The sequence below is a fragment of the Azospirillum sp. TSO22-1 genome (assembly GCF_003116015.1).
In the GTDB taxonomy this organism is placed as follows: Bacteria; Pseudomonadota; Alphaproteobacteria; order Azospirillales; family Azospirillaceae; genus Azospirillum.
This window is the reverse complement of sequence record NZ_LGQZ01000145.1, coordinates 1-19575: the sequence shown is the minus strand read 5'-3', so window position 1 is coordinate 19575 and position 19575 is coordinate 1. Positions and strand designations below refer to the sequence as shown.

16 protein-coding genes are annotated in these 19575 nt (G+C 71.5%); 7 read left to right on the top strand and 9 right to left on the bottom strand.

Going from position 1 to position 19575, the window contains the following annotated elements:
- A partial coding sequence (locus tag TSO221_RS30370) for a glycerol-3-phosphate dehydrogenase C-terminal domain-containing protein (RefSeq protein ID WP_282187850.1) occupies window positions 1–503 on the top strand: 503 nt, incomplete at its 5' end.
- A 106-nt stretch (window positions 504–609) separates the two neighbouring features.
- Here the strand turns inward: TSO221_RS30370 and TSO221_RS30365 are convergent.
- Window positions 610–1719, bottom strand: coding sequence for an S-(hydroxymethyl)glutathione dehydrogenase/class III alcohol dehydrogenase (locus TSO221_RS30365; RefSeq protein WP_109122248.1), 1110 nt, complete (start codon window positions 1717–1719; stop codon window positions 610–612).
- A 113-nt stretch (window positions 1720–1832) separates the two neighbouring features.
- Window positions 1833–2018 carry a hypothetical protein gene (locus TSO221_RS30360; RefSeq protein ID WP_109122247.1) on the bottom strand — a complete coding sequence of 62 codons (186 nt, stop codon included), beginning with the start codon at window positions 2016–2018 and terminating at the stop codon, window positions 1833–1835.
- A gap of 474 nt (window positions 2019–2492) precedes the next feature.
- Here TSO221_RS30360 and TSO221_RS30355 point away from each other — a divergent pair, with 474 nt between their 5' ends.
- The gene (locus TSO221_RS30355; protein WP_247878343.1) at window positions 2493–3872 is read left to right on the top strand and encodes a ribonuclease J; all 1380 of its coding nucleotides are present in this window, start codon (window positions 2493–2495) and stop codon (window positions 3870–3872) included.
- Window positions 3873–4203: 331 nt separating this feature from the next.
- Here TSO221_RS30355 and TSO221_RS30350 read toward each other — a convergent pair whose 3' ends face one another.
- A complete protein-coding gene (locus TSO221_RS30350) occupies window positions 4204–4593 on the bottom strand; it encodes a hypothetical protein (protein ID WP_109122245.1) in 390 nt (129 codons plus the stop codon).
- Between the two features lie 150 nt (window positions 4594–4743).
- On the opposite strand from TSO221_RS30350, the gene TSO221_RS30345 reads away from it, so the two are divergent.
- Both TSO221_RS30345 and TSO221_RS30340 read left to right on the top strand, forming a co-directional pair.
- Window positions 4744–4986 carry a DUF1153 domain-containing protein gene (locus TSO221_RS30345; RefSeq protein ID WP_109122244.1) on the top strand — a complete coding sequence of 81 codons (243 nt, stop codon included), beginning with the start codon at window positions 4744–4746 and terminating at the stop codon, window positions 4984–4986.
- A 101-nt stretch (window positions 4987–5087) separates the two neighbouring features.
- The gene (locus TSO221_RS30340) at window positions 5088–5282 is read left to right on the top strand and encodes a hypothetical protein (RefSeq protein WP_109122243.1); all 195 of its coding nucleotides are present in this window, start codon (window positions 5088–5090) and stop codon (window positions 5280–5282) included.
- A gap of 1 nt (window position 5283) precedes the next feature.
- On the opposite strand, the gene TSO221_RS30335 is transcribed toward TSO221_RS30340, so the two are convergent.
- Both TSO221_RS30335 and TSO221_RS30330 read right to left on the bottom strand, forming a co-directional pair.
- On the bottom strand, window positions 5284–5931 hold the full coding sequence (locus TSO221_RS30335; protein WP_109122242.1) for an ERCC4 domain-containing protein: 648 nt from the start codon (window positions 5929–5931) through the stop codon (window positions 5284–5286).
- A 231-nt stretch (window positions 5932–6162) separates the two neighbouring features.
- The gene (locus TSO221_RS30330) at window positions 6163–8316 is read right to left on the bottom strand and encodes a DNA topoisomerase (RefSeq protein ID WP_109122250.1); all 2154 of its coding nucleotides are present in this window, start codon (window positions 8314–8316) and stop codon (window positions 6163–6165) included.
- Between the two features lie 152 nt (window positions 8317–8468).
- Here TSO221_RS30330 and TSO221_RS30325 point away from each other — a divergent pair, with 152 nt between their 5' ends.
- Entirely contained in the window at window positions 8469–11717 is a 3249-nt protein-coding gene (locus TSO221_RS30325; protein ID WP_109122249.1) for a DEAD/DEAH box helicase, read from the top strand.
- Window positions 11718–11767: 50 nt separating this feature from the next.
- On the opposite strand, the gene TSO221_RS30320 is transcribed toward TSO221_RS30325, so the two are convergent.
- Window positions 11768–12415, bottom strand: coding sequence for an outer membrane beta-barrel protein (locus TSO221_RS30320; RefSeq protein ID WP_109122241.1), 648 nt, complete (start codon window positions 12413–12415; stop codon window positions 11768–11770).
- 139 nt (window positions 12416–12554) lie between these two features.
- Window positions 12555–13790: an Hsp70 family protein gene (locus tag TSO221_RS30315; RefSeq protein ID WP_109122240.1), complete on the bottom strand. Its 1236-nt coding sequence runs from the start codon at window positions 13788–13790 to the stop codon at window positions 12555–12557.
- 325 nt (window positions 13791–14115) lie between these two features.
- Between TSO221_RS30315 and TSO221_RS30310 the strand changes: the two genes are divergently transcribed.
- Together TSO221_RS30310 and TSO221_RS35735 are read left to right on the top strand one after the other, a co-directional pair.
- On the top strand, window positions 14116–15528 hold the full coding sequence (locus TSO221_RS30310; protein ID WP_109122239.1) for a DEAD/DEAH box helicase: 1413 nt from the start codon (window positions 14116–14118) through the stop codon (window positions 15526–15528).
- Window positions 15529–15686: 158 nt separating this feature from the next.
- Window positions 15687–16241: a hypothetical protein gene (locus tag TSO221_RS35735; protein ID WP_158284256.1), complete on the top strand. Its 555-nt coding sequence runs from the start codon at window positions 15687–15689 to the stop codon at window positions 16239–16241.
- A 326-nt stretch (window positions 16242–16567) separates the two neighbouring features.
- Here the strand turns inward: TSO221_RS35735 and TSO221_RS30300 are convergent, their stop codons facing one another.
- Both TSO221_RS30300 and TSO221_RS30295 read right to left on the bottom strand, forming a co-directional pair.
- Window positions 16568–19159, bottom strand: coding sequence for a glycosyltransferase (locus TSO221_RS30300; protein WP_247878342.1), 2592 nt, complete (start codon window positions 19157–19159; stop codon window positions 16568–16570).
- Window positions 19160–19321: 162 nt separating this feature from the next.
- The coding region (locus TSO221_RS30295; protein ID WP_146208948.1) for a TRAP transporter large permease subunit at window positions 19322–19575 on the bottom strand (254 nt) is incomplete at its 5' end.

Sequence of the window (19575 nt, the reverse complement as noted above, 5' to 3'; positions counted from 1 at the left end):
TGGACGCGCCGGAGGGCGGGGCGCCGCTGCTGAGCGTGTTCGGCGGCAAGATCACCACCTACCGCAAGCTCGCCGAGGCGGCGCTGGCGAAGCTGGCGCCGCACCTGCCCCTGGCCAACGGCTCCTGGTCGAGCCGGGTGCCGCTGCCGGGCGGTGATTTCCCGGTGGACGAGACCGGAGCGCTGATCGCGGAATTGCGCGCCCGCTATCCGTTCGTGGCGCCGGAGCACATGGCGCGGCTGGTGCGCACCTACGGCACGCGGACCTGGGACCTGCTGGGCGACGCCGCCGGCCCGGTCGATCTCGGGCGGCGCTTCGGGGGCGACCTGACGGAGGCGGAGGTGCGCTACCTGATGGCCGAGGAATGGGCGCAGACCGCCGAGGACGTGCTGTGGCGGCGCACCAAGCTCGGGCTGCGGCTGGGCGCGGCGGAGGCGGACGCGCTGGACGCGTGGATGGCCGAGGTGCTTGAGGGCGTGCCAGCGCGGGTGGTGAACGGGTAGGCGCACTTGCCCCCACCCCGGCCCTCCCCCGCTTCGCAGGGGAGGGGGCCGTCATTCCCCTCCCCTGCGAAGCGGGGGAGGGGTCAGGGGTGGGGGCAATACCGCCTCAGAACGTCACCACGCTCCTGATCGACTTGCCCTCGTGCATCAGGTCGAAGGCGTCGTTGATCTTCTCCAGCGGCATGACGTGGGTGATCAGGTCGTCGATGTTGATCAGCCCGTCCATGTACCAGTCGACGATGCGTGGCACGTCGGTGCGCCCGCGCGCCCCGCCGAAGGCCGAGCCCTTCCACACCCGCCCGGTGACCAGCTGGAACGGCCGGGTGGCGATCTCCGCCCCCGACGGCGCCACGCCGATGATCACCGACACGCCCCAGCCCTTGTGGCAGCACTCCAGCGCCTGGCGCATCAGCGTGGTGTTGCCGACGCACTCGAAGGTGAAGTCGGCGCCCCCCTTGGTCAGCGACACCAGGTAGGGCACCAGGTCGCCCTCGACTTCCTTGGGGTTCACGAAATGCGTCATGCCGAACTTCTCGGCCATGGCGCGGCGCTCCGGGTTGATGTCGACGCCGACGATCATCTCCGCACCCACCATGCGCGCGCCCTGGATGACGTTGAGGCCGATGCCGCCCAGCCCGAACACCACCACCCGCGCCCCGGCGTGCACCTTGGCGGTCCAGATCACCGCACCGAGGCCCGTGGTGACGCCGCAGCCGATGTAGCAGACCTTGTCGAACGGCGCGTCCTCGCGGATCTTGGCCAGCGCGATCTCCGGCGCCACGGTGTAGTTGGCGAAGGTCGAGGTGCCCATGTAGTGCCACAGCGGCTGCCCGCCCAGGCTGAAGCGGCTGGTGCCGTCGGGCATGACGCCGCGCCCCTGCGTCTCGCGGATCGCCTGGCAGAGGTTGGTCTTCTGGCTGAGGCAGTACTCGCACTGCCGGCACTCCGGCGTGTAGAGCGGGATGACGTGATCGCCCTTCTTCAGGCTGGTGACGCCGGGGCCGACGTCCACCACCACGCCGGCGCCCTCGTGGCCGAGGATGCACGGGAACCTGCCCTCGCTGTCGAGGCCGGAGAGCGTGTAGGCGTCGGTGTGGCAGACGCCGGTGGCCTTGATCTCCACCAGCACCTCGCCGGCGCGCGGTCCTTCCAGCTGCACGGTCTCGATGCTCAGCGGCTTCGTCGCCTCGAAGGCGACGGCGGCGCGGACGTCCATGATGCTCCCTCTCCCTGATTGGTGCTTGCTGTAAGCTTCGTCCGCGCCCGCCGAAAAGAAAAGCCCCTCCGCGCCGGGAGGGGCCTCGTACTTTCTGGCACGTGCGGGCCGGTTCAGCCGGCGCCGCCGTCGCTGGAGGTGTTCGGCCGCTCGGCGCGGCGGCGCAGCTCGTCGGAGGTCAGGCCGGCCGGGACGGCGCCGTCCAGCGTGCCGTCGCCGGGGGTGCGGGTGCGGTCCTGGCGCTGCTCGCCGGGGGCGGTTTCCGGCGTCTTGCCGGGGGGCTTGGGGTCGTCGGCCATCTGGGATCTCCCTGTCGGTCTTCACGCAAGCAACACCGCCATGCGCGGGAGGTTTCGGACGCGCCTTGAAACATTCGTACCCAGGTGTTACCTATGGTTATGTCGCGGCGCAAAAAAGCCGCCGCCGACCTCCTCGAAACGCCATTCGGATCGGCAACGCCCCTTTGGTACGTTCAAGGGCGGCGAGCCCTCCCTCTCCCCTCCGACCGCGTGTGGCCCGGCCGCCTCGTTCCTGGCGCCGGCCCCGGGCCGGAGAGGTCCCCCTTCCGCATCGCCCGGCGATGCACGCCCGTCCGGCAGCGTCGAATGCCGGCATCGTGTTGGTAACGTTGAGACCGTATGACCTTTGATTCCAAGCGGCGCCGCCGGGCGCCGAACGGCCCCCTGCACCCGCACGCCGCGGTGCACGGGGGCGGCACCCTTCCTCCCACCGTTCCCCCCGCCCCCACTCCCGGTCGACGCCCGCGCGGTCCCGTGCCGGGTGCCGACGAGGTGATCTTCCTGCCGTTGGGCGGCTGCTCGCGCATCGGCATGAACATGGCGCTGTACGGCCACGCCGGGAAATGGCTGATCGTCGATGCCGGCGTCGCCTTCATGGGCGACGAGGCGCCGGGCATCGACGCCGTGATGGCCGACCCCTCCTTCATCGAGGAGCGGATGGCCGACGTCGTCGGCCTCGTCGTCACCCACGCGCACGAGGACCACATCGGCGCCATCCACCATCTGTGGCCGCGCCTGTCCTGCCCGATCCACGCCAGCCCCTTCGCGTCGCACGTCATCCGCGAGCGTCTGAAGGAGACCGGGCGCCTGCGCGACGTCACGCTGCGCACCTTCCAGATCGGCGACACGGTGGACCTGAACCCGTTCCGGGTGCAGAGCATCGCGGTGACCCACTCGATCCCCGAGCCGATGGCGCTGGCCATCCGCACGGCGGCGGGCACGGTGCTGCACACCGGCGACTGGAAGTTCGACCCGGACCCGCTGCTCGGCCGCACCACCGATGTGGCGGCGCTGCGCCGCCTGGGCGACGAGGGTGTGCTGGCGATGACCTGCGACAGCACCAACGCCGATGTCGAGGGCTCCACCGGTTCCGAGGCCTCGGCCCGCGCCGGCCTGATGGCGGCCTTCGCCGGCCGCACGGGGGCCATCGCGGTGACCGGCTTCGCCTCCAACGTGGCGCGCATGAAGGCGGTGGCGCAGGCCGCCGCGGCGCACGACCGCAAGGTGGTGCTGGCCGGCCGCTCGATGCTGCGCATGGAGAAGGCGGCGCGCGCCTGCGGCTACCTGGACGACCTGCCGCCCTTCATGGGCGTGCAGGAGGCGTCGTGGACCGACCGGCGCAACCTCGTCCTGCTGTGCACCGGCAGCCAAGGCGAGGAACGGGCGGCCTTGAGCCGCATCGCCCGCAACGACCACCGCGACCTGTGGCTGCAGCGCGGCGACACCGCGATCTTCTCGGCCCGCGCCATCCCCGGCAACGAGGAGGGCATCGGCGCCGTGCAGGACCACCTGCGCGCCATGGGCGTCGAGGTCGTCACCCCGGCGGACATGCCCGTCCACGTCTCCGGCCACCCGAAGCGGGACGACCTGCGCCGCATGTACGAGCTGGTGCGCCCGCGCTTCGCGGTGCCGGTGCACGGCACCATCGCGCACCTCGAGGCGCATGCCCGTCTTGCCCGCTCCTGCGGGGTCGAGCGCGCGCTGGTGATCGAGGACGGCGATGTGGTGCGCCTCGCGGCCGAGGGGACGGCGGTGGCCGGCCGGGTCGAGCCGAAGCGCCTCGCCCACGACGGCCGCAACCTGCTGGCCTGGGACGACAGCATGCTGGAGACGGCCGACCTGCTCGCGGCGTAAAGGCCGCGAGCGGACGCTTGACATCCTTGCTTGGCAGGAGCAACCTTGTTCCTGAAGACGTAACCAAGACAGAGGTCGCTGCGCAACAAAGAGCGCGAAGTACTGGTTCCCGATCGAAGGATCGGCGAATACTGTTAAGCCGTAGCTAGGAGGGTGAGTAGCATCATGACTCCACCGCAGCTTACTTGGTGACAGCGTTCCTTTTAGGAGCGACCTGATAGGATTACACGCCCGACAGGGCGTACGAGACGCGGAGTCCTAAGATCTCCGCAGAAGGCCCCCGCCACCCGGCGAGGGCCTTCGTCGTTTGCGGCCGTCGTTTGTGGCCGTGCTACGCCAGATCGTCCAGCGCCTGCTCCAGCGTGGGGTAGATCGCCTCGACCAGCGAGCCGTCGGCCCGCAGCGGGGCGCGCAGCAGCGCCGCTCCCTCGATCGCCGCTTCCAGCGTCAGCCCCGACACCTCCACGAAGCCGCCGGAATCGCCATAGCAGCCGAGGATCCAGTCGGGCGCCTGCGGGTCGCCGTCGAGGTCGTTGTTGGCGGAGATCATCACGTGCGTATCGTCGTCCGACGCGCGGCACCACGCCAGACACCCGTCGCCGGTGTCCAGCGGCGTGAAGGCGGCGTCCGCCAGCGCCGCGCGCACCTCCGGCCGCACGTCCAGAGCGTCCGCATCGACGGGATGCGCGCGCTCCGCGGTTCCGATCGGCGCCTCGTCCATCGCGCACCCTCCCCTTGCGGACTGTCCCAAACTGGTAACAGGCGAGGGCGGCCAAACCGCCCCGCTACCGCGCGATTCCGGCGGTCCGGTCATCTTTCGGAAAGGAGTACCCCCTACATAGGGGGCAGCCTTACCACCTTCGGACCGACCATGAGGACCACCGACGAGACGCTGGCGTCACTGCCCGCCCCCGACACGCGCCGCTGGGTGTCCAGCCGCAAGCAGGCCGTCGTCCTGGCCGTGCGCACCGGCACCCTGTCCATGACCGAGGCCTGCGACCGCTACGGCCTGTCGGTCGAGGAGTTCCTGTCCTGGGACGCGCTGTTCAGCCGCGGCGGCCGCCGCGCGCTGCGTGTGACCAAGCTGCGGGAGTTCCGCGCCGCCGGCCCGTGACCGGCGTACGCCACAAGGCCTTCTTGCTTTTTTACCATGGTCCGGCGGAAGATCGGACACTAAACAAACCGGCCGGAGAGCCGGCAACCGGGGAGCGCGTCGTGGTCGTCGAGGATCTGCTGCGCACGGCCAGCGAGATGGAGGACTCCGGCGCTCCCCGCGACGTCATCGGGCTGCTGTACGAATCCTTCGCCCAGGCGGCGCTGATCCAGGCCGGGATCGCGGTCGACCTGATGCGGCTGTGCGGCTTCGACAACCCGTCCGCCATCTACGGCTCCCCGAAGGCATCCCGGTAGGTCAGCCCGCGTAGGGCGCGTCCAGCGCCGCCCGGATCAGGCCGGCGGTCTTCTTGCCGAAGCCGCGCAGCGCCGCGATCTCGCCGGCGTCCGCCGCGAAGACGCCGCGCACCGAACCGAAGCGCGTCAGCAAGGCCTGCGCCCGCGTGCGCCCGATTCCGGGCAGGCCGTTCACGATGAACTCCGCCAGCACGCGCGGGTCGGTGGGCTTGCTGGGCCGCAGCGGCAGGTCGCGGCGGCCGTCCTGCAGGCGCTTGGCCATGGACAGCAGCAGCTCGGCGGTTTCCTGCAGGCTGGCGGTGCGCAGCACGGTGGCCCCCTCGACCACCGCGAGGTGGCTGATGGCGCCGGTGATGATTTTGGGCTCCAGCTCGACGTGGCCGTCGTAGGGATCGCCCTCGATGATCCAGACCACCCGGTCGTAGGTGGCGCGCAGCTTGGCCGCCTGCTCGGCGAAGCGGCCGTCGAGCAGCGAAGCGACGAAGTCGCCGCCCGCCTTGCGCTCCACGGCGGCGCCGGGGCCGATCAGGTAGTCGCCGACATCGAGCTGGTCGGCCTCGATCTCGACGGCGCTGCCGTCGACGCTGCCGGTCGCGCGCAGGATGCCGATCAGCTCGGCCGGTTCGTGGCAGTCGGCGATGATGCGCATGGCGGCACCGGTTTCCGTGACGACGTGGTCATCCGTTCAACCGGACGGAGGTGGGGAAGGTTTCCACACTTGCCCCACCCCTGACCCCTCCCCCGCTCTTGGCGGATCGAAGATCCGCCTGCCGCGTCAGCGCAAACCAGAGGTTTGCGCGAGAGCTGCGCAGGGGAGGGGGAATGGCGGCGGAGTTCCCTCCCCTGCGACAGCGGGGGAGGGTTAGGGTGGGGGCAAGTGTCACCCCGCCCGGCTCCCCCCATGCTCGTCCAGGAACCGCCGGCACGCCTCGAAATCCCCCTCCACGCTCGGCGGCAGCGTCATCCGCTTGCGCTTCGCCAGATCCTTGGCGAAGGCCACCATGCGTTCGGTCGGCGCGCGGCCGGATGCCGCCGGTTTCGCCGCCTCCGTCTCCGCCGCCTTGCGCCGGGGGCGGCGCGGCTGGCGCGGCGCCGTCGCGGTGGCGTCGTCCGTCTTCGGCGGAGCCCGCCGCCGGCCGCGCCCGCGCGCCGATGCCGGCGCCGGTGCGCCCAGCGCGATCCGGCTGCCCGACTGCGCCGTGAGAGTGCCGATCAGCCGCCCGGCCTCCGCCGCGATGCCGTCGATCACCGCGCGGAAGTCGGCCCGGCCGGTCACCACCTCGTCCAGCCGCATCTCCCACAGCGCGGTGGTGCCGGGATCGACCAGCGCCGGGGCGGCGCCGCGCAGCAGCTCGAACAGCGCCAGCCCGGCCGGGGTGGCGTGCAGCCACTTGCCCTCGCTGCCCAGCAGCGTCTGCTTCTTCAGGCCCTTGATCACCTCGGCGCGGGTGGCCGGGGTGCCGATGCCCTTGGCCTCCTTCAGCCGCTCGCGCAGCGCCGGGTCCTCGACGAAGCGCCACGCGTTCTGCATGGCGTCGATCAGCGTGCCCTCGTTGTAGCGCGGCGGCGCCTGGGTGCGCTTGGCCTCCACCTTGGGGTCGGAGAGCGTCGCCAGCTCGCCGTCCTTGAGCGGCGGCAGGTCCTGCTCGGCGTCGGCCTCCAGCGGCGCGTCCTGCTGCTCGGCCCCGGTGTAGACCGCCCGCCAGCCGAGGCGCAGCGGGATGCGGCCGGTGGCGCGGAACTCCGCCTCGGGCGCCTGGGATTTGTCGGTGGCGGGGACGGGCACGCCCATGGTCACCGTCGTCTGCCGGTACTCGTAGTCCGGCATCACCGCCGCGAGGTAGGAGCGGCAGACCAGCGCGAACAGCTTCTTCTCGTCCTCCGACAGGCGGCCCAGGCGTGCTTCCAGGTCGTCCATGACGTTGACGTTGGGGACGACCGCGTGGTGCGACACGCCCTCCAGCGCCTTGTCGCAGAAGTGGCCGGACTTGCCGCGGCGGATCACCGGCCTGGGGATCTCCAGGTGCGCGAAGCCGCGCAGCCGGGTCAGCGCGCCGACCAGCGCCGGCACGTCGGCGATCTGGTTCTCCGAGAGGTAGCGCGCCTCGGCGCGCGGGTAGGTGATGAGCTTCTTGCCCTCGCCGTCGTAGAGCGACTGCGCCACGGACAGCGTGCGGTCGGCGGTCCAGCCCCAGCGCTGGCCGCAGGTCTTCTGCAGGGCCGGCAGATCGAACAGCTTGGGCGGCGCCTGCCGCCGCTCCTCCACGGTCACCGACAGCGGCCCGGCGTGGCCGGCCGCCGCTGCGGCGATGGCCTCGGCGCGCGCCCGATCCTTGATGCGCGCCTTCGGCGGCGGGGCGTGCCGCATGGGGAAGGAGCCGGCGGCCACGGTGGCGGTGGCGACCACCTCGAAATAGTCCTCCGGCTTGAAGTCGCGGATCTCGATCTCGCGCAGGCAGACGATGGCGAGCGTCGGCGTCTTCACCCGGCCGATGCCGATCACCCCGCGCTCGCCCGCCGCCCGCAGCGACGTGGTGGCGGTGCGGGTCAGCGACAGGTTGAAGATCTGGTCGGCCTGCTGGCGAGCCACCGCGGCGTCGTAGAGCGGGCGCATCGAGTCGTTCGGCTTCAGCGCCGCGAAGGCCTGCCGGATCGTCTTCGGGTCCTGCGCGGTGAACAGCGCCCGCTTCACCCGGCCGCGGAAGCCGACGTGCTCCAGGATCTCCTGGCCGATCAGCTGCCCCTCGCGGTCGCAGTCGGTGGCGAGGATCACCTCGTCGCAGCCCTTCAGCGCGGTGGCGATGGCCTTGAGCTTGGCCGGCTTGTTGCCGTGGCCGTCGGGGCGGGTGGGGTAGAGCCCGTCCGGCTTCAGCAGCGTCGGCGCCCAGCGCTTCCAGGCGGGGTCCACCTCCTCCGGTTCGGCGAGGCGCAAGAGGTGCCCCTCGGCCGGCAGGATGCGGCCGAACCGTTCGCCCAGCGCGGCGCGCAGGTCCTTCGCCTGGCTGGATTTCTCGGTGATGATCAGCGTCGCCATGGCCGTGAGGATAAACCGTGAACGCGAACGCAGCAAGAACATTGACGGGGTGCGCCGGCTTGGGCTAGGCCGGAGATAGGAGGTCTTGCCTGTGGCATCCGCCGCGCGGACTCCCTATGTTCCCCCGCTCCCTGGAATCCCACGCGAAGCGCATGTCCCTGGTCGACCCCATCCGGTCCGCGGCCTCCCCTGGAGTTCCCTTCTCCCAGGAGGATCTGGCGCGCGTCTTCGACCTGAAGACCGTCCAGCGCGGCCGCACGCTGATCCTCGGGGGGGCGGTGCGACTCGGCGCGGCGGACGACCGCATCGAGGCGACGGTGAGTGACCTGGGGCGCGACCTCATGGTGACCGTCACGCCGGTGGACCGCGGCCGGCGGGTGATGTTCGAGCGCTCCTGCACCTGCGGCCGCAACGCCTGCGCGCACATGGCCGCGGCGGCGATGTCGGCGCTGGACACGAGGCCGCACTGGCGCCGGGCCTCGCTGCTCGACCTGATGGACAAGCCGCAACCGGAACCCCCGCCGCGCCGCCAGCCGGTGCTGGCGCTGGCCCCGGCACCGAAACCCGAACCCAGGCCCGAACCGCCGCCGCGCCTTGCCGCGCGCTGGACGCTGGAGGCCGGGCGCGACGACATCGCGCTGTTCGTCACCGCCACGCTGTCCGCCGGCTCCGGCCCCGAGACCCCGGCCACCCCGCGCGACGTCGTCGAGAAGGTCGCCCGCGACCTGGACGGCGATGCCGACCGCGCCATCGCCCGGCTGCTCGGCGGCGGCGGGGTGGTGCGCACGCCGGTCGCCAAAGGCCGGCGCGACGACATCGACCGGCTGATCCGCCGCCTGCTCGGCAGCGGCCGGCTGCGCTGGCACACCGGGGCGGCGCTCAAGGAAGGCCCTTCGAAGGCTCTGCGCGCCTTCCGCGACCCGAAGAGCGGCAAGCTGCGCCCCGCCGGCGTGCCGGAGAGCGGGGCGCTGCTCCGCGGCCTCGGCTGGTGGCTGGTCGACCCGGCGGCCGGGCTGGTCTGCCCGGTGGACATGCAGGTGGTCGAGCCGCCGAAGCCCAAGCCCGTCCTGCCGCCGCCGACCATTCCGCTGCCCAAGGCCCGCCCTGAACCGCAACCGGCCCGTGCCGCCGAGACCGCCGCCATCGTCGAGCGCGCGCCGGTGGTGATCGCCCGCCTCGGCCGCGTCGTGTCGCCGACCGACGGGCTGGTGGACGTGCTGCGCCTGTCCTTCGACTACGGCGAGCCCGGCCTTCCGGCCGAGATCGACCCCGACGACCAGCGCCAGTTCGCCCGCACCGAGGAGGCCGGCGCCGTCACCTTCGTGCGCCGCGACAAGGGCGTCGAGCAGGCGGCGCTGGAGCGGCTGGCGGCGCTGGGCTTCGCCCAGGCGCGCATCGAGCCGCCCAAGGGCTCGCTGCAGGCGCGCGGCACCCGGGTGCACTGGCTGACCGGCCGCGACGCGGCGCAGCGCTGGCAGGAGATCCTGGCGAACCATGTGCCGACCCTGCGTGCCGAGGGCTGGACGGTCGAGATCGGCTCCGACTTCGGCACCCGCGTTGTCGAGCCGGGCGGTGCCGTGGACGTCGCGGTGCGCGACGCCGGCGACGGCTGGTTCGACCTGGAGGTCGGCGTCGACATCGACGGCGAGCGCCGGCCGCTGCTGCCCATCCTGGCCAAGTTGATCGACAAGGGCGGCATGGAGGCGGCGCGCGTCATCGACGGCCGCGCCCACATCGTGCTGGACGACGGCAGCGTGCTGGTGCTGCCCGCCGACCGCGTCGAGCGGCTGCTGAGCGTGCTGGAGGCGATGCTGGAGGGCGCCAAGCGGGTGGACGACACGCTGCGCGTGCCGCTCGCCGAGGCCGACACGCTGATCGACATCGACGACCTGATCGCGCGCCGCCCGGACCAGGGCGCGCAGATCGCGGCCTACCTCGACCGCCTGCGCGACACCGCGGTTCTGCCGGAGGTCGCCGTGCCCGCCAGCTTCCGCGCCGAGCTGCGCGACTACCAGCAGCAGGGCGTGGCGTGGCTGCAGAGCCTGCGCGCCGGCGGCGTGGGCGGCATCCTCGCCGACGACATGGGCCTGGGCAAGACGGCGCAGACGCTGGCGCACGTCGCCGTCGAGCACGCCGCCGGGCGGCTGACCGACCCGTGCCTCGTGGTGGTGCCGACCAGCCTCGTGCCGAACTGGGTGGACGAGGCGAAGCGCTTTACGCCGCACCTCAAGGTGCTGGTGCTGCACGGCCTGGACCGCCACGAGAAGCGCGGCGACGTCGAGCACGCCCACATCGTCGTCACCACCTACGGCGTCGTCGCCCGCGACGTCGACCTGATGAAGGGGCTGGCGTGGCACCTGCTGGTGCTGGACGAGGCGCAAGCCATCAAGAACCCCGACTCCAAGGCGACGCGGGCCGTCTGCCAGCTCCAGGCGCGGCACCGGCTCTGCCTGTCCGGCACGCCGGTGGAGAACAATCTGGGCGAGCTGTGGAGCCAGTTCGCCTTCCTGATGCCGGGCCTGCTGGGCGACCGCAAGAGCTTCCAGAAGCGCTTCCGCACCCCCATCGAGAAGCGCGGCGACGCCACCCGCGCGGCGCTGCTGTGGCGGCGGACCAAGCCGTTCCTGCTGCGCCGGACCAAGGCCGCCGTGGCGAAGGAACTGCCGCCGAAGACCGAGGTGGTGCGCCGCATCGACCTGGGCCGCGAGCAGCGCGACCTCTACGAGACCATCCGGCTGTCGGTGCACGACAAGGTGCGCGCCGCCATCGCCGCCAGCGGCCTGTCGCGCAACGCCATCACGGTGATCGACGCCCTGCTGAAGCTGCGGCAGGTCTGCTGCGACCCGCGGCTGGTCAAGGCGGCCTCGGGGAGCAAGATCCGCAGCGCCAAGCTGGAGACCCTGGTCGACATGCTGGCCGAGATGGTGCCGGAAGGGCGGCGGGTGCTGGTGTTCTCGCAGTTCACCTCGATGCTCGACCTCATCAAGGCGGAGCTGGAGGAGGCCGGCATCGCCTATGTGGAGCTGACCGGCCGCACGCTCGACCGCGCCGACCCGGTGCGCCGCTTTCAGGCCGGCGAGGTGCCGGTGTTCCTGATCAGCCTGAAGGCCGGCGGGCGCGGCCTGAACCTGACGGCGGCCGACACGGTGATCCACTACGACCCCTGGTGGAACCCGGCCGCCGAGGACCAGGCCACCGACCGCGCCTACCGCATCGGCCAGGACAAGCCGGTCTTCGTCTACAAGTTGATCGCCGCCAACAGCGTCGAGGAGCGCATCCTCGACCTGCAACGCCGCAAGGGCAGCCTCAGCGCCGCCACCATCGAGGGCACCGGCGGGCTGGTCGGCGCGCTGGAGGGCGGGGACATCGACTATCTGTTCGAAAAGAGCGAGGAGGCGTAGGGCAGTCGCGACCGCCCCTGCCCACTGCTTGTTCCGCGGCGAAGCCGGGTTCAGAACCGCTTCATCAGCCCCAGGCCCCAGCTGACGGCGCGGGGCGCGTCCTTGATGCGCTCGACCGCGTTGCCGGCGGGACCGACGCTGTTGAACGCACGTTCCTGGTAGGCGGTGTAACGGAAAAAGGCGCGGGCCGATACGGACTCGGTCAGCGCCCTTTCGACGCCGCCGCCGACCACCAATCCGGCCTGCCAACCCCGCTGATCATACGAACTCCAGACGGGGGAATCCTTCCGATGCCGCACGTAACCGCCGGCCACCCCGAGTTCGCCGAACAGTGCCGTCATGTCATCGAGATGGACCGCCGGCACGACGGACAGAGCCACAGTCACGGGAATGTCGTAGGCCAAGTGGGCCGGCTCATTGGTGTCGAGGGTCCATTCCGACGGCGTGCCCCCCACCCGTCCCAGCGCACCGACGCTGAAGACCGGCGACAGATGGACCCGGTATTCGGCGAACAGGGCCGCCTCGGGGCCATAGGCCCGGTTGGTGAAGCGATCGTCGGGGTGGCCGCCGTAATAGGTGTAGTGCGGCTTGAAGGTCTGCTTCCCGTAGCCGAGTTCGAGACCAACCCCCCATTCTCCGGCGTGCGCCGAGGTGGCAAGAAGAACGCTGGAGGCCAGCAGGGTGGCGAGAACCTTCATGATGGATATCTCCGACGGCAATAAATAGGATTCGTATCTGTGGTTGCTTGCCGTTGGTATTCGCTGTGATGCGAAGCGTCAATTGTGTTGACGCAAATCCCGCTGTTCACAAAGTGGTCTGACCGGTCATTCGGCAGTATCACGCCCCATACCGCCGCGCCGCCTCCACCGACAGCCCCTGGCCCACCGAGCCGAAGGTGTCGCCCTCGATCGTCAGCGCCTCCGGGAAGCCGCCGACGATGGCCGCGCGCACGTGCGGCAGCAGGGTGGAGCCGCCGGTCAGGAACACCGCGTCGATCCGCTGCGCCGTCACGCCGGCCTGAACCAGACAGTCGCGCACCCGCGCCTCGATCCGCCCGGCCAGCGAGCCGGTGGCGTCGACCAGCGCGGCCGCGGTGATCTCCGGATCCTCGGCGTCCAGGTCGAGCGCCAGCGTGGTGCGCTCGCTGCCGGACAGCGTGATCTTGGCGCGCTCCACGTCCAGGGCGAGGGCGTGGCCGCGGTGCTCCTCGACCACGCCGAGCAGGCGCTCGATCAGGTGTGGGGCGGCGGATTCGCGGTGCACGCGCTTCAGCTCGGCCATCGACTTGCTGGTGTAGAGGAAGTTGATCCGCGACCACGTCGCCAGATCCAGGAAGAAGCTGCGCGGCGCCAGCAGCCCCGCCCGCTTCATCGGGCTGCCGAAGCCCAGCAGCGGCATCACCGCGCTGAGGCTCAGGTCGCGGTCGAAGTCGGTGCCGCCCACCCGGATGCCGTCGTTGGCGAGGATGTCCCCGGCCCGCTCGGCCCGCCCGCGCCGCTCCGGCCCGATGCGGACGATGGAGAAGTCCGAGGTGCCGCCGCCGATGTCGGCGATCAGCGCCAGCTCCTCGCGCGACACCTGCTGCTCGTAGTCGAGCGCGGCGGCGATCGGCTCGTACTGGAAGGAGACGTCGGCGAAGCCGATGCCGCGGGCGATCTCCTCCAGCGCGCGTTCGGCCGCGGCGTCGGCCGCGTCGTCGCCGTCCACGAAGTGCACCGGGCGGCCGTGCACCACGGAATCCAGCGGCTTGCCGGCCGCCTCCTCGGCGCGGCGGCGCACCTCGCGCAGGTACTGGCCGATGACGGCGCGGAAGCTGATGCGCTTCGCCCCCAGCGAGGTGTCGGCGTCGATCAGGTCGGTGCCCAGCGCCGACTTGATGGAGCGCATCAGCCGCCCGTCGGCGCCCGCCGCGTACGCCTCCAGCGCCGCGCGGCCGTAGGCGGTGCCGCCGGTCTCGAAGTCGAAGAACAGGGAGGAGGGCAGGGTGGTGCTGCCGCCCTCCAGGGGCAGCAGGCGCGCGTCCGCGCCCAACGTCGTGTTGGAGGTTCCGAAATCCAGACCGCACGCCGCCATGGGACCCTCCGGGAAGCCAAGGCGGCGACCCTATACAGGCCTCGGCAGCCGGGATCAATCCCGACGAAGGAGCCCCGCGCATGCCGGTCATACCACAGCCGCTCGCGAAAAGGCTGGCGCCGGGGTGGAGAACCCACTACATAAGCCCGGCATTCGCTGGAGGCCCTTTCGTCGTCCGAGCGAGGTTCGAAGCTCGATGGACGGTCCCAATCGTCCGGAATACGACGCAACAGCGCCTCCCTCTTCCTCCGGCATGATCGACACCTGACCGATCCGCGGCTTTGCGACGGGCCGCGGCGCTGTCGTTTGCTTTGGGATATCCGTTTTGACCTTTTCCGATCTGAACCTGCACCCCGGTCTTCTCCGCGCCCTCGAGGACGCCGGCCACACCGAGCCGACGCCGATCCAGGCGCAGGCCATCCCGGTGGGGCTGGAGCGCCGCGACGTGCTCGCCACCGCCGATACCGGCACCGGCAAGACCGGCGCCTTCCTGCTGCCCTCGCTGCACCGCCTGATGGAGACGGACGACGCCGTCGCCGCCTCGGGCGAGCGCCGCATGCGCCCGCGCGGCCCCCGCGTGCTGATCCTGGCGCCGACGCGCGAGCTGGCGCGGCAGGTGACCATGTCCGCCCGCACCTACGTCAAGTTCCGCCGCCTGTTCGTGGTGGACGTGCTGGGCGGCGCGCCGTTCGGCCCGCAGGTGCGCGACCTGTCGCGCCCGGTGGACGTGCTGGTCGCCACCCCTGGCCGCCTGCTCGACCATATGCGCCGCCGCACGGTCAGCCTCAACGAGGTCGAGGTGCTGATCCTCGACGAGGCCGACCGCATGCTGGACATGGGCTTCGCCGAGGACATCGCCGCCATCGGTGAAGCCTGCCCGAAGGATCGCCAGACGCTGCTGTTCACCGCGACGCTCGACCGCCGCATGGAGGCCGTCGCCCGCAACCTGGTGCGCGATCCGGCCCGCGTCGCCGTCGAGAGCACCCCGGCCAGCGCGCCGAAGATCGAGCAGCGCATGCTGTGGGCCGACGACCTGGGCCACAAGCGGCGCCTGCTGCGCCACTTCTCGGCGTCGCCGGAGATCCAGAAGGCGATCATCTTCGCCGCCACCAAGCGCGACGCCGACGAGATCGCCGCCGAGCTGGCGGCGGACGGCCACGCCGCGGCGGCGCTGCACGGCGACATGCGCCAGGAGCACCGCACCCGCACGCTCAGCAAGCTGCGCGACGGCCGGGTGCGCCTGCTGGTCGCCACCGACGTGGCGGCGCGCGGCATCGACGTGCGCGACATCACGCACGTCATCAACTTCGACCTGCCGCGCAACCCGGAGGACTACGTCCACCGCATCGGCCGCACCGGCCGCGCCGGGGCGGAGGGTGTCGCGATCTCCTTCGCCACCCGCACCGACCGCGGCGCGCTGTTCGGCATCGAGCGGCTGATCGGGTCGCCGGTGCCGGTGCACACCGTCCCGGGCCTGGAGCCGACGCAGCGCTTCGACGCGCCGAACCGGCCGAAGCGCACCGGCTTCCGCAACAACGGCCCGGCCCGCCCCTGGCACGGCGAGCGCAAGCACACGGAGCGCGGCCACGGCGGCCACGCCCATGAGGGCCACGCCGGGCACGGCCATGGCGACCGTAAGCCGGCCGAGCGCGGCGACCGTCCGGTGCGCGCGGCGCCCTGGAAGTCCGAGGGCAACCGCTCCTCCTACAAGGGCGGCCGGAACGGCGGTCGGCCGTAAGCACCAAAAGCCCCTCCCCCCTTGCGGGGGAGGGGTTTGGGGAGAGGGGGAATTGCGGCCGGATGGCCGCGCATGACTCGTCTCCGGCTCTGCCGTGACCACCCTCTCCCCAACCCCTCTCCCGTCAAGGGAGAGGGGCTTTTTGTTGCGCGTCCACCATGGACGAATCGCACGTCCACGCCCATCTGCAACCGATGACCCGCCCGACCACCGTCCGCATCGGCCGTCCGCCGCCGCTCTGGCCGTCGCAGCTCGCGCACTGCCGGACGCTGATGCGCGACTTCAGCGCGCCGGCGATCCTGGTCGAGGGGCGGCTGATGGAGACGCCGTTCGGGCCGCGCATCGCCGCCACCATGGACGTCCCGCCCGAGATGGGGCCGGTCACGCTGGCCGGCCATCCCGCCTACCGGCTGGCCATGCGCGACGCGGCGGGGATGGTGACCTTCGCGCGGATGGTGGCGCTGAACGCCAGCGGCATCGACCCGGTCACCGCCAGCCGCGAGCTGGAGGACGTGCTGTGGCAGGTCATCGTGCTGCCGGCCGGCGTCACCCTGATCGCCCGCACCGAGGATGCCGACTACGGCCCCTTCCTGCTCGCCGAGGAGGAGCCGGACGAGCGGCTGGCCGCCCTGGTCGACCGCCAGCTCTCCTTCGCCGGCATCACCGTCGGCGACCGCCCGGCGGAGGGGACGGACACCCTCAACCGGGCGTGATCCGGAACCATCGCAGGCCGCCGCCCGTTTCCGCTGCATATGGGAGTCCTTACCAGCGGAGAGCGGGATGGCGAACATTTTCTACATCATTGGGGTGATCGTGGTCGTGCTGGCCATCCTGTCCTTCCTCGGACTGCGCTGATACGGCCGGCGCCTGAAGGCGTCGTCCGCATCACCCTATCGATCAATGCTATCGCATTGATCTGTCGGGTTTTACCGGCGGCGCTCACTGGAAGTGATCATGCGCCGCCGGTATGAGCCGGACGGCATGAAGAAAAGGCCGGCACCCGCAGGGGTGCCGGCCTTTGTCGTGTGCGCCTCGCCGATCAGGCCGCGGCGGTCTGGCCGGCCGGGACCGCCTCGACCTTGGTGCGGGCCGGGCGGGCCGGGAGCATGTCGCCGACGGCGAACAGCACCGCCATCAGGTTCGGCACCGCCATGGCGGCGAGCAGCACCGCCCACAGCTCCAGCGACAGCGTGCCCAGCGGGTTGGCGAGCGCCGCCGTGACCGCCGCCGCCGCCAGCGCGCCGGAGAGGTACGCTTCCGGCTTGGCACAGAACTTCGACGGCGCGCGCTGCCCGCCCTTGGCGGTGACGCGGAAGGCGTCGCGCTTGCGGATCAGGCCGCGCAGGGCCGCCAGCGCCACCGTGGTGGACAGCGCCATGCCCACGGCGCAGGCCGCCGCCGACTGGCCCCAGCCGTTGCCCGAGGCGTAGCGCGAGGCGAGCAGGCTCGACCCGGCGCGCAGCGCCAGGGCGCCCAGCACCGCGGCGGTGGCCTCGACCGGCGGCAGGTGCAGCGGCAGCACTAGCGAGGCGAAGGTCCAGGCCACCGCCGCGACGGCGGCGAACATGCCCACCGCGTCCGACCACCAGCGCGCCCAGTTCAGCAGGTAGCCGGCCTTCTGCCGCGCCGTCAGGCCCCGGAAGCCCGGCAGGAACTTGCGCCAGTGGGCGCGCAGGATCTGCGTCGAGCCGAACACCCAGCGGTCGCGCTGCTTACGGAACTGCATGAAGTTGTCCGGGGCCAGACCCTCGCCCAGCCGCTCGTCGGTGTAGGCGGCGCGCCAGCCGGCCGACAGGATGCGGATGCCGAGTTCGGTGTCCTCGCAAATGCCCTCCTCCGACCAGCCGCCGACATGGTCCATGGCGGAACGGCGCAGCATGATCATCGTGCCGTGGCAGATGAACGCCTGGGAGGCGAGGCCCTCCTGCATGCCGACGTCGAAGAACGGGCGGTACTCGGCGGTCATGGCGGCCTTCAGGAAGGTCTCGTGGCCGTCGCGGTGCTCCTGCGGGGCCTGCACGATGCCGACACCGGGGTCGGCGAAGTGCGGGGCCAGCTTGGACAACCAGTCCGGGGCGACCGTGTAGTCGGCGTCCAGCACCGCGACGATCTCCGCCTCCGGCGCCGTGTGGCGCAGCGCGGCGTTGAGGGCGCCGGCCTTGAAGCCGCTGATCTTCCTGTACCAGTGGAACTTGAATTTGGGGCCGAGCTGCGTGCACAGCTCCTGCACCGGGGTGACCAGCGCCTCGTCCTCGGTGTTGTTGATCAGCACGACCACCTCATAGGCCGGGTAGTCGAGCCGGGCCAGCGAGCGCAGCGTGGCGGCCAGCACGTCGGGCTGCTCGCGGCAGGCGGCGACGTGGACGGAGACGAAGGGCGTGTGCCCGGCGTCCGGCGCCCGGCGCGGCAGCAGCTGCGGCGCGCGGCCGGTCAGCAGCCGGCGGGCGACGTCCACCAGGTCGGCGAAGGCGACGCCCATCATCAGCGCGCCGAGCAGGAAGGCCGAGCCCCAGGTGGTGAGCGCGCCGAAGGTCAGGTACTCGCCATACGCGCCGGCCACCGCCATGCCGACCGCGAAGCCGATGACGTTGGCGCCGAACCCGGCGCCCAGCGCGAACAGCGTGTTGGAGCGGCTGCGGAAGGCGACCAGCGCCGACAGTGCCAAGCCCAGCAGGATGGCGACGCCGGCACCGACGCGCTCGCCGTACGGGGCGGGCACCATGCCGGCCAGCGGCCACTTCGGCGCGCGGTCGGCGTCGAGCATGCCCCAGGTCGGGCCGGGCGAGCCTTCGATGGTGGATTTCCAGATGCCGTCGAACGCCTCGACCACGTTGTAGTGGATGCCGAGCATGCCGGCCTCGGCGGCGAAGTTGCGCACCACCGCGGCCTGCGCCTCGATGGAGGGGTAGGCGTCGTGGAAGTTGTCGCCGCCGGACGGCCAGCCCACCTCGCCGACGAACAGCGGCTTGCCGGGGTGCGCCTTGCGGACGGTGTCCAGGCGGTCGCGGACCCAGGCCAGCGCCTTGTCGGCCGGCACGCCTTCCCAGTAGGGCAGGACGTGGACGCCCATGTAGTCGGACGCCTTCACCGTCTGGTTGGCCTTGGCCATCTCCGACCAGACGTCGGCGGTGCCCACCTGGATGCGCTTCGGCAGCGCCGCGCGCACGCGCTTGACGTAGCCGGCCAGCTCGGCGTCGGTGACGTCGGCGCGCAGCAGCGACTCGTTGCCGACGATCACCCGGGTGACGCCGCGCACCGTCCTGGCCAGCGCGATGCCGCGCTCGACCTCCTGCTCGTTCTTCGCCTTGTCGCGGCTGATCCAGATGCCGAGCGACACGTCCAGCCCGGCGCGTGCGGCGAGCGCCGGCACCTGCCCCTGCGCGCCCAGCGACGAGTAGGTGCGCACCCCGTCGGCGAAGCCGGCGATGGCGGACATGTCCTTCTCGATCTGGGCGACCGGCACGTTCGGCGACGTGTTGGGGTCGTAGCTGCGCCCGGAGGGCGAGTAGGAAACGGACTCGATGCGCCCCGGCTCCGCGTTGATCGGAGTGGGGGTGTTGCGCCAGGACCAGAAGGACGCGTGGCCGGCGGTCACGGCCAGCAAGGCTGCGGCGATGGCCGCGGACCGCATCGAACGCTTCGGGGTGTTCATGGGGGTGTGTTCGGCTCGGAAGGCTGCGTGGCGCGGGTGTTGATCACCCGACGCCGAGACGAACACGGGTCCGGGAAAACTATTCCCGGGAATGAATGGAGCCCTCCCCCTCCCCCAGCGGGCTGGGGGAGGGCTTAAACGTCATCCCGCGTAGACCCAGTTCGGCAGCGCCGTGGCGATGCCGGGGAAGACGCAGAGGAGCACCACCGCGAAGATCATCAGCCCGACGAAGGGCAGCACCCCCCAGATGACGTCCTTGAGCGGGATGTCCGGGGCGATGTTCTTGATGACGAAGATGTTCAGCCCCACGGGTGGGTGGATGAGGCCCATCTCCATGACCACCATCATGATGACGCCGAACCAGATGAGGTCGAAGCCGGCGGCGCGCAGCGGCG

What these genes read in the sequence shown, in the direction of transcription:
- TSO221_RS35735 (WP_158284256.1), top strand. Translation starts at nt 15,687, where the DNA reads ATGGACGAATCGCACGTCCACGCCCATCTGCAACCGATGACCCGCCCG.
- TSO221_RS30360 (WP_109122247.1), bottom strand. Translation starts at nt 2,018, where the DNA reads ATGGCCGACGACCCCAAGCCCCCCGGCAAGACGCCGGAAACCGCCCCC.
- TSO221_RS30330 (WP_109122250.1), bottom strand. Translation starts at nt 8,316, where the DNA reads ATGGCGACGCTGATCATCACCGAGAAATCCAGCCAGGCGAAGGACCTG.
- TSO221_RS30350 (WP_109122245.1), bottom strand. Translation starts at nt 4,593, where the DNA reads ATGGACGAGGCGCCGATCGGAACCGCGGAGCGCGCGCATCCCGTCGAT.
- TSO221_RS30365 (WP_109122248.1), bottom strand. Translation starts at nt 1,719, where the DNA reads ATGGACGTCCGCGCCGCCGTCGCCTTCGAGGCGACGAAGCCGCTGAGC.
- TSO221_RS30315 (WP_109122240.1), bottom strand. Translation starts at nt 13,790, where the DNA reads ATGGCGGCGTGCGGTCTGGATTTCGGAACCTCCAACACGACGTTGGGC.
- TSO221_RS30335 (WP_109122242.1), bottom strand. Translation starts at nt 5,931, where the DNA reads ATGCGCATCATCGCCGACTGCCACGAACCGGCCGAGCTGATCGGCATC.
- TSO221_RS30320 (WP_109122241.1), bottom strand. Translation starts at nt 12,415, where the DNA reads ATGAAGGTTCTCGCCACCCTGCTGGCCTCCAGCGTTCTTCTTGCCACC.
- TSO221_RS30325 (WP_109122249.1), top strand. Translation starts at nt 8,469, where the DNA reads ATGTCCCTGGTCGACCCCATCCGGTCCGCGGCCTCCCCTGGAGTTCCC.
- TSO221_RS30345 (WP_109122244.1), top strand. Translation starts at nt 4,744, where the DNA reads ATGAGGACCACCGACGAGACGCTGGCGTCACTGCCCGCCCCCGACACG.
- TSO221_RS30300 (WP_247878342.1), bottom strand. Translation starts at nt 19,159, where the DNA reads ATGCGGTCCGCGGCCATCGCCGCAGCCTTGCTGGCCGTGACCGCCGGC.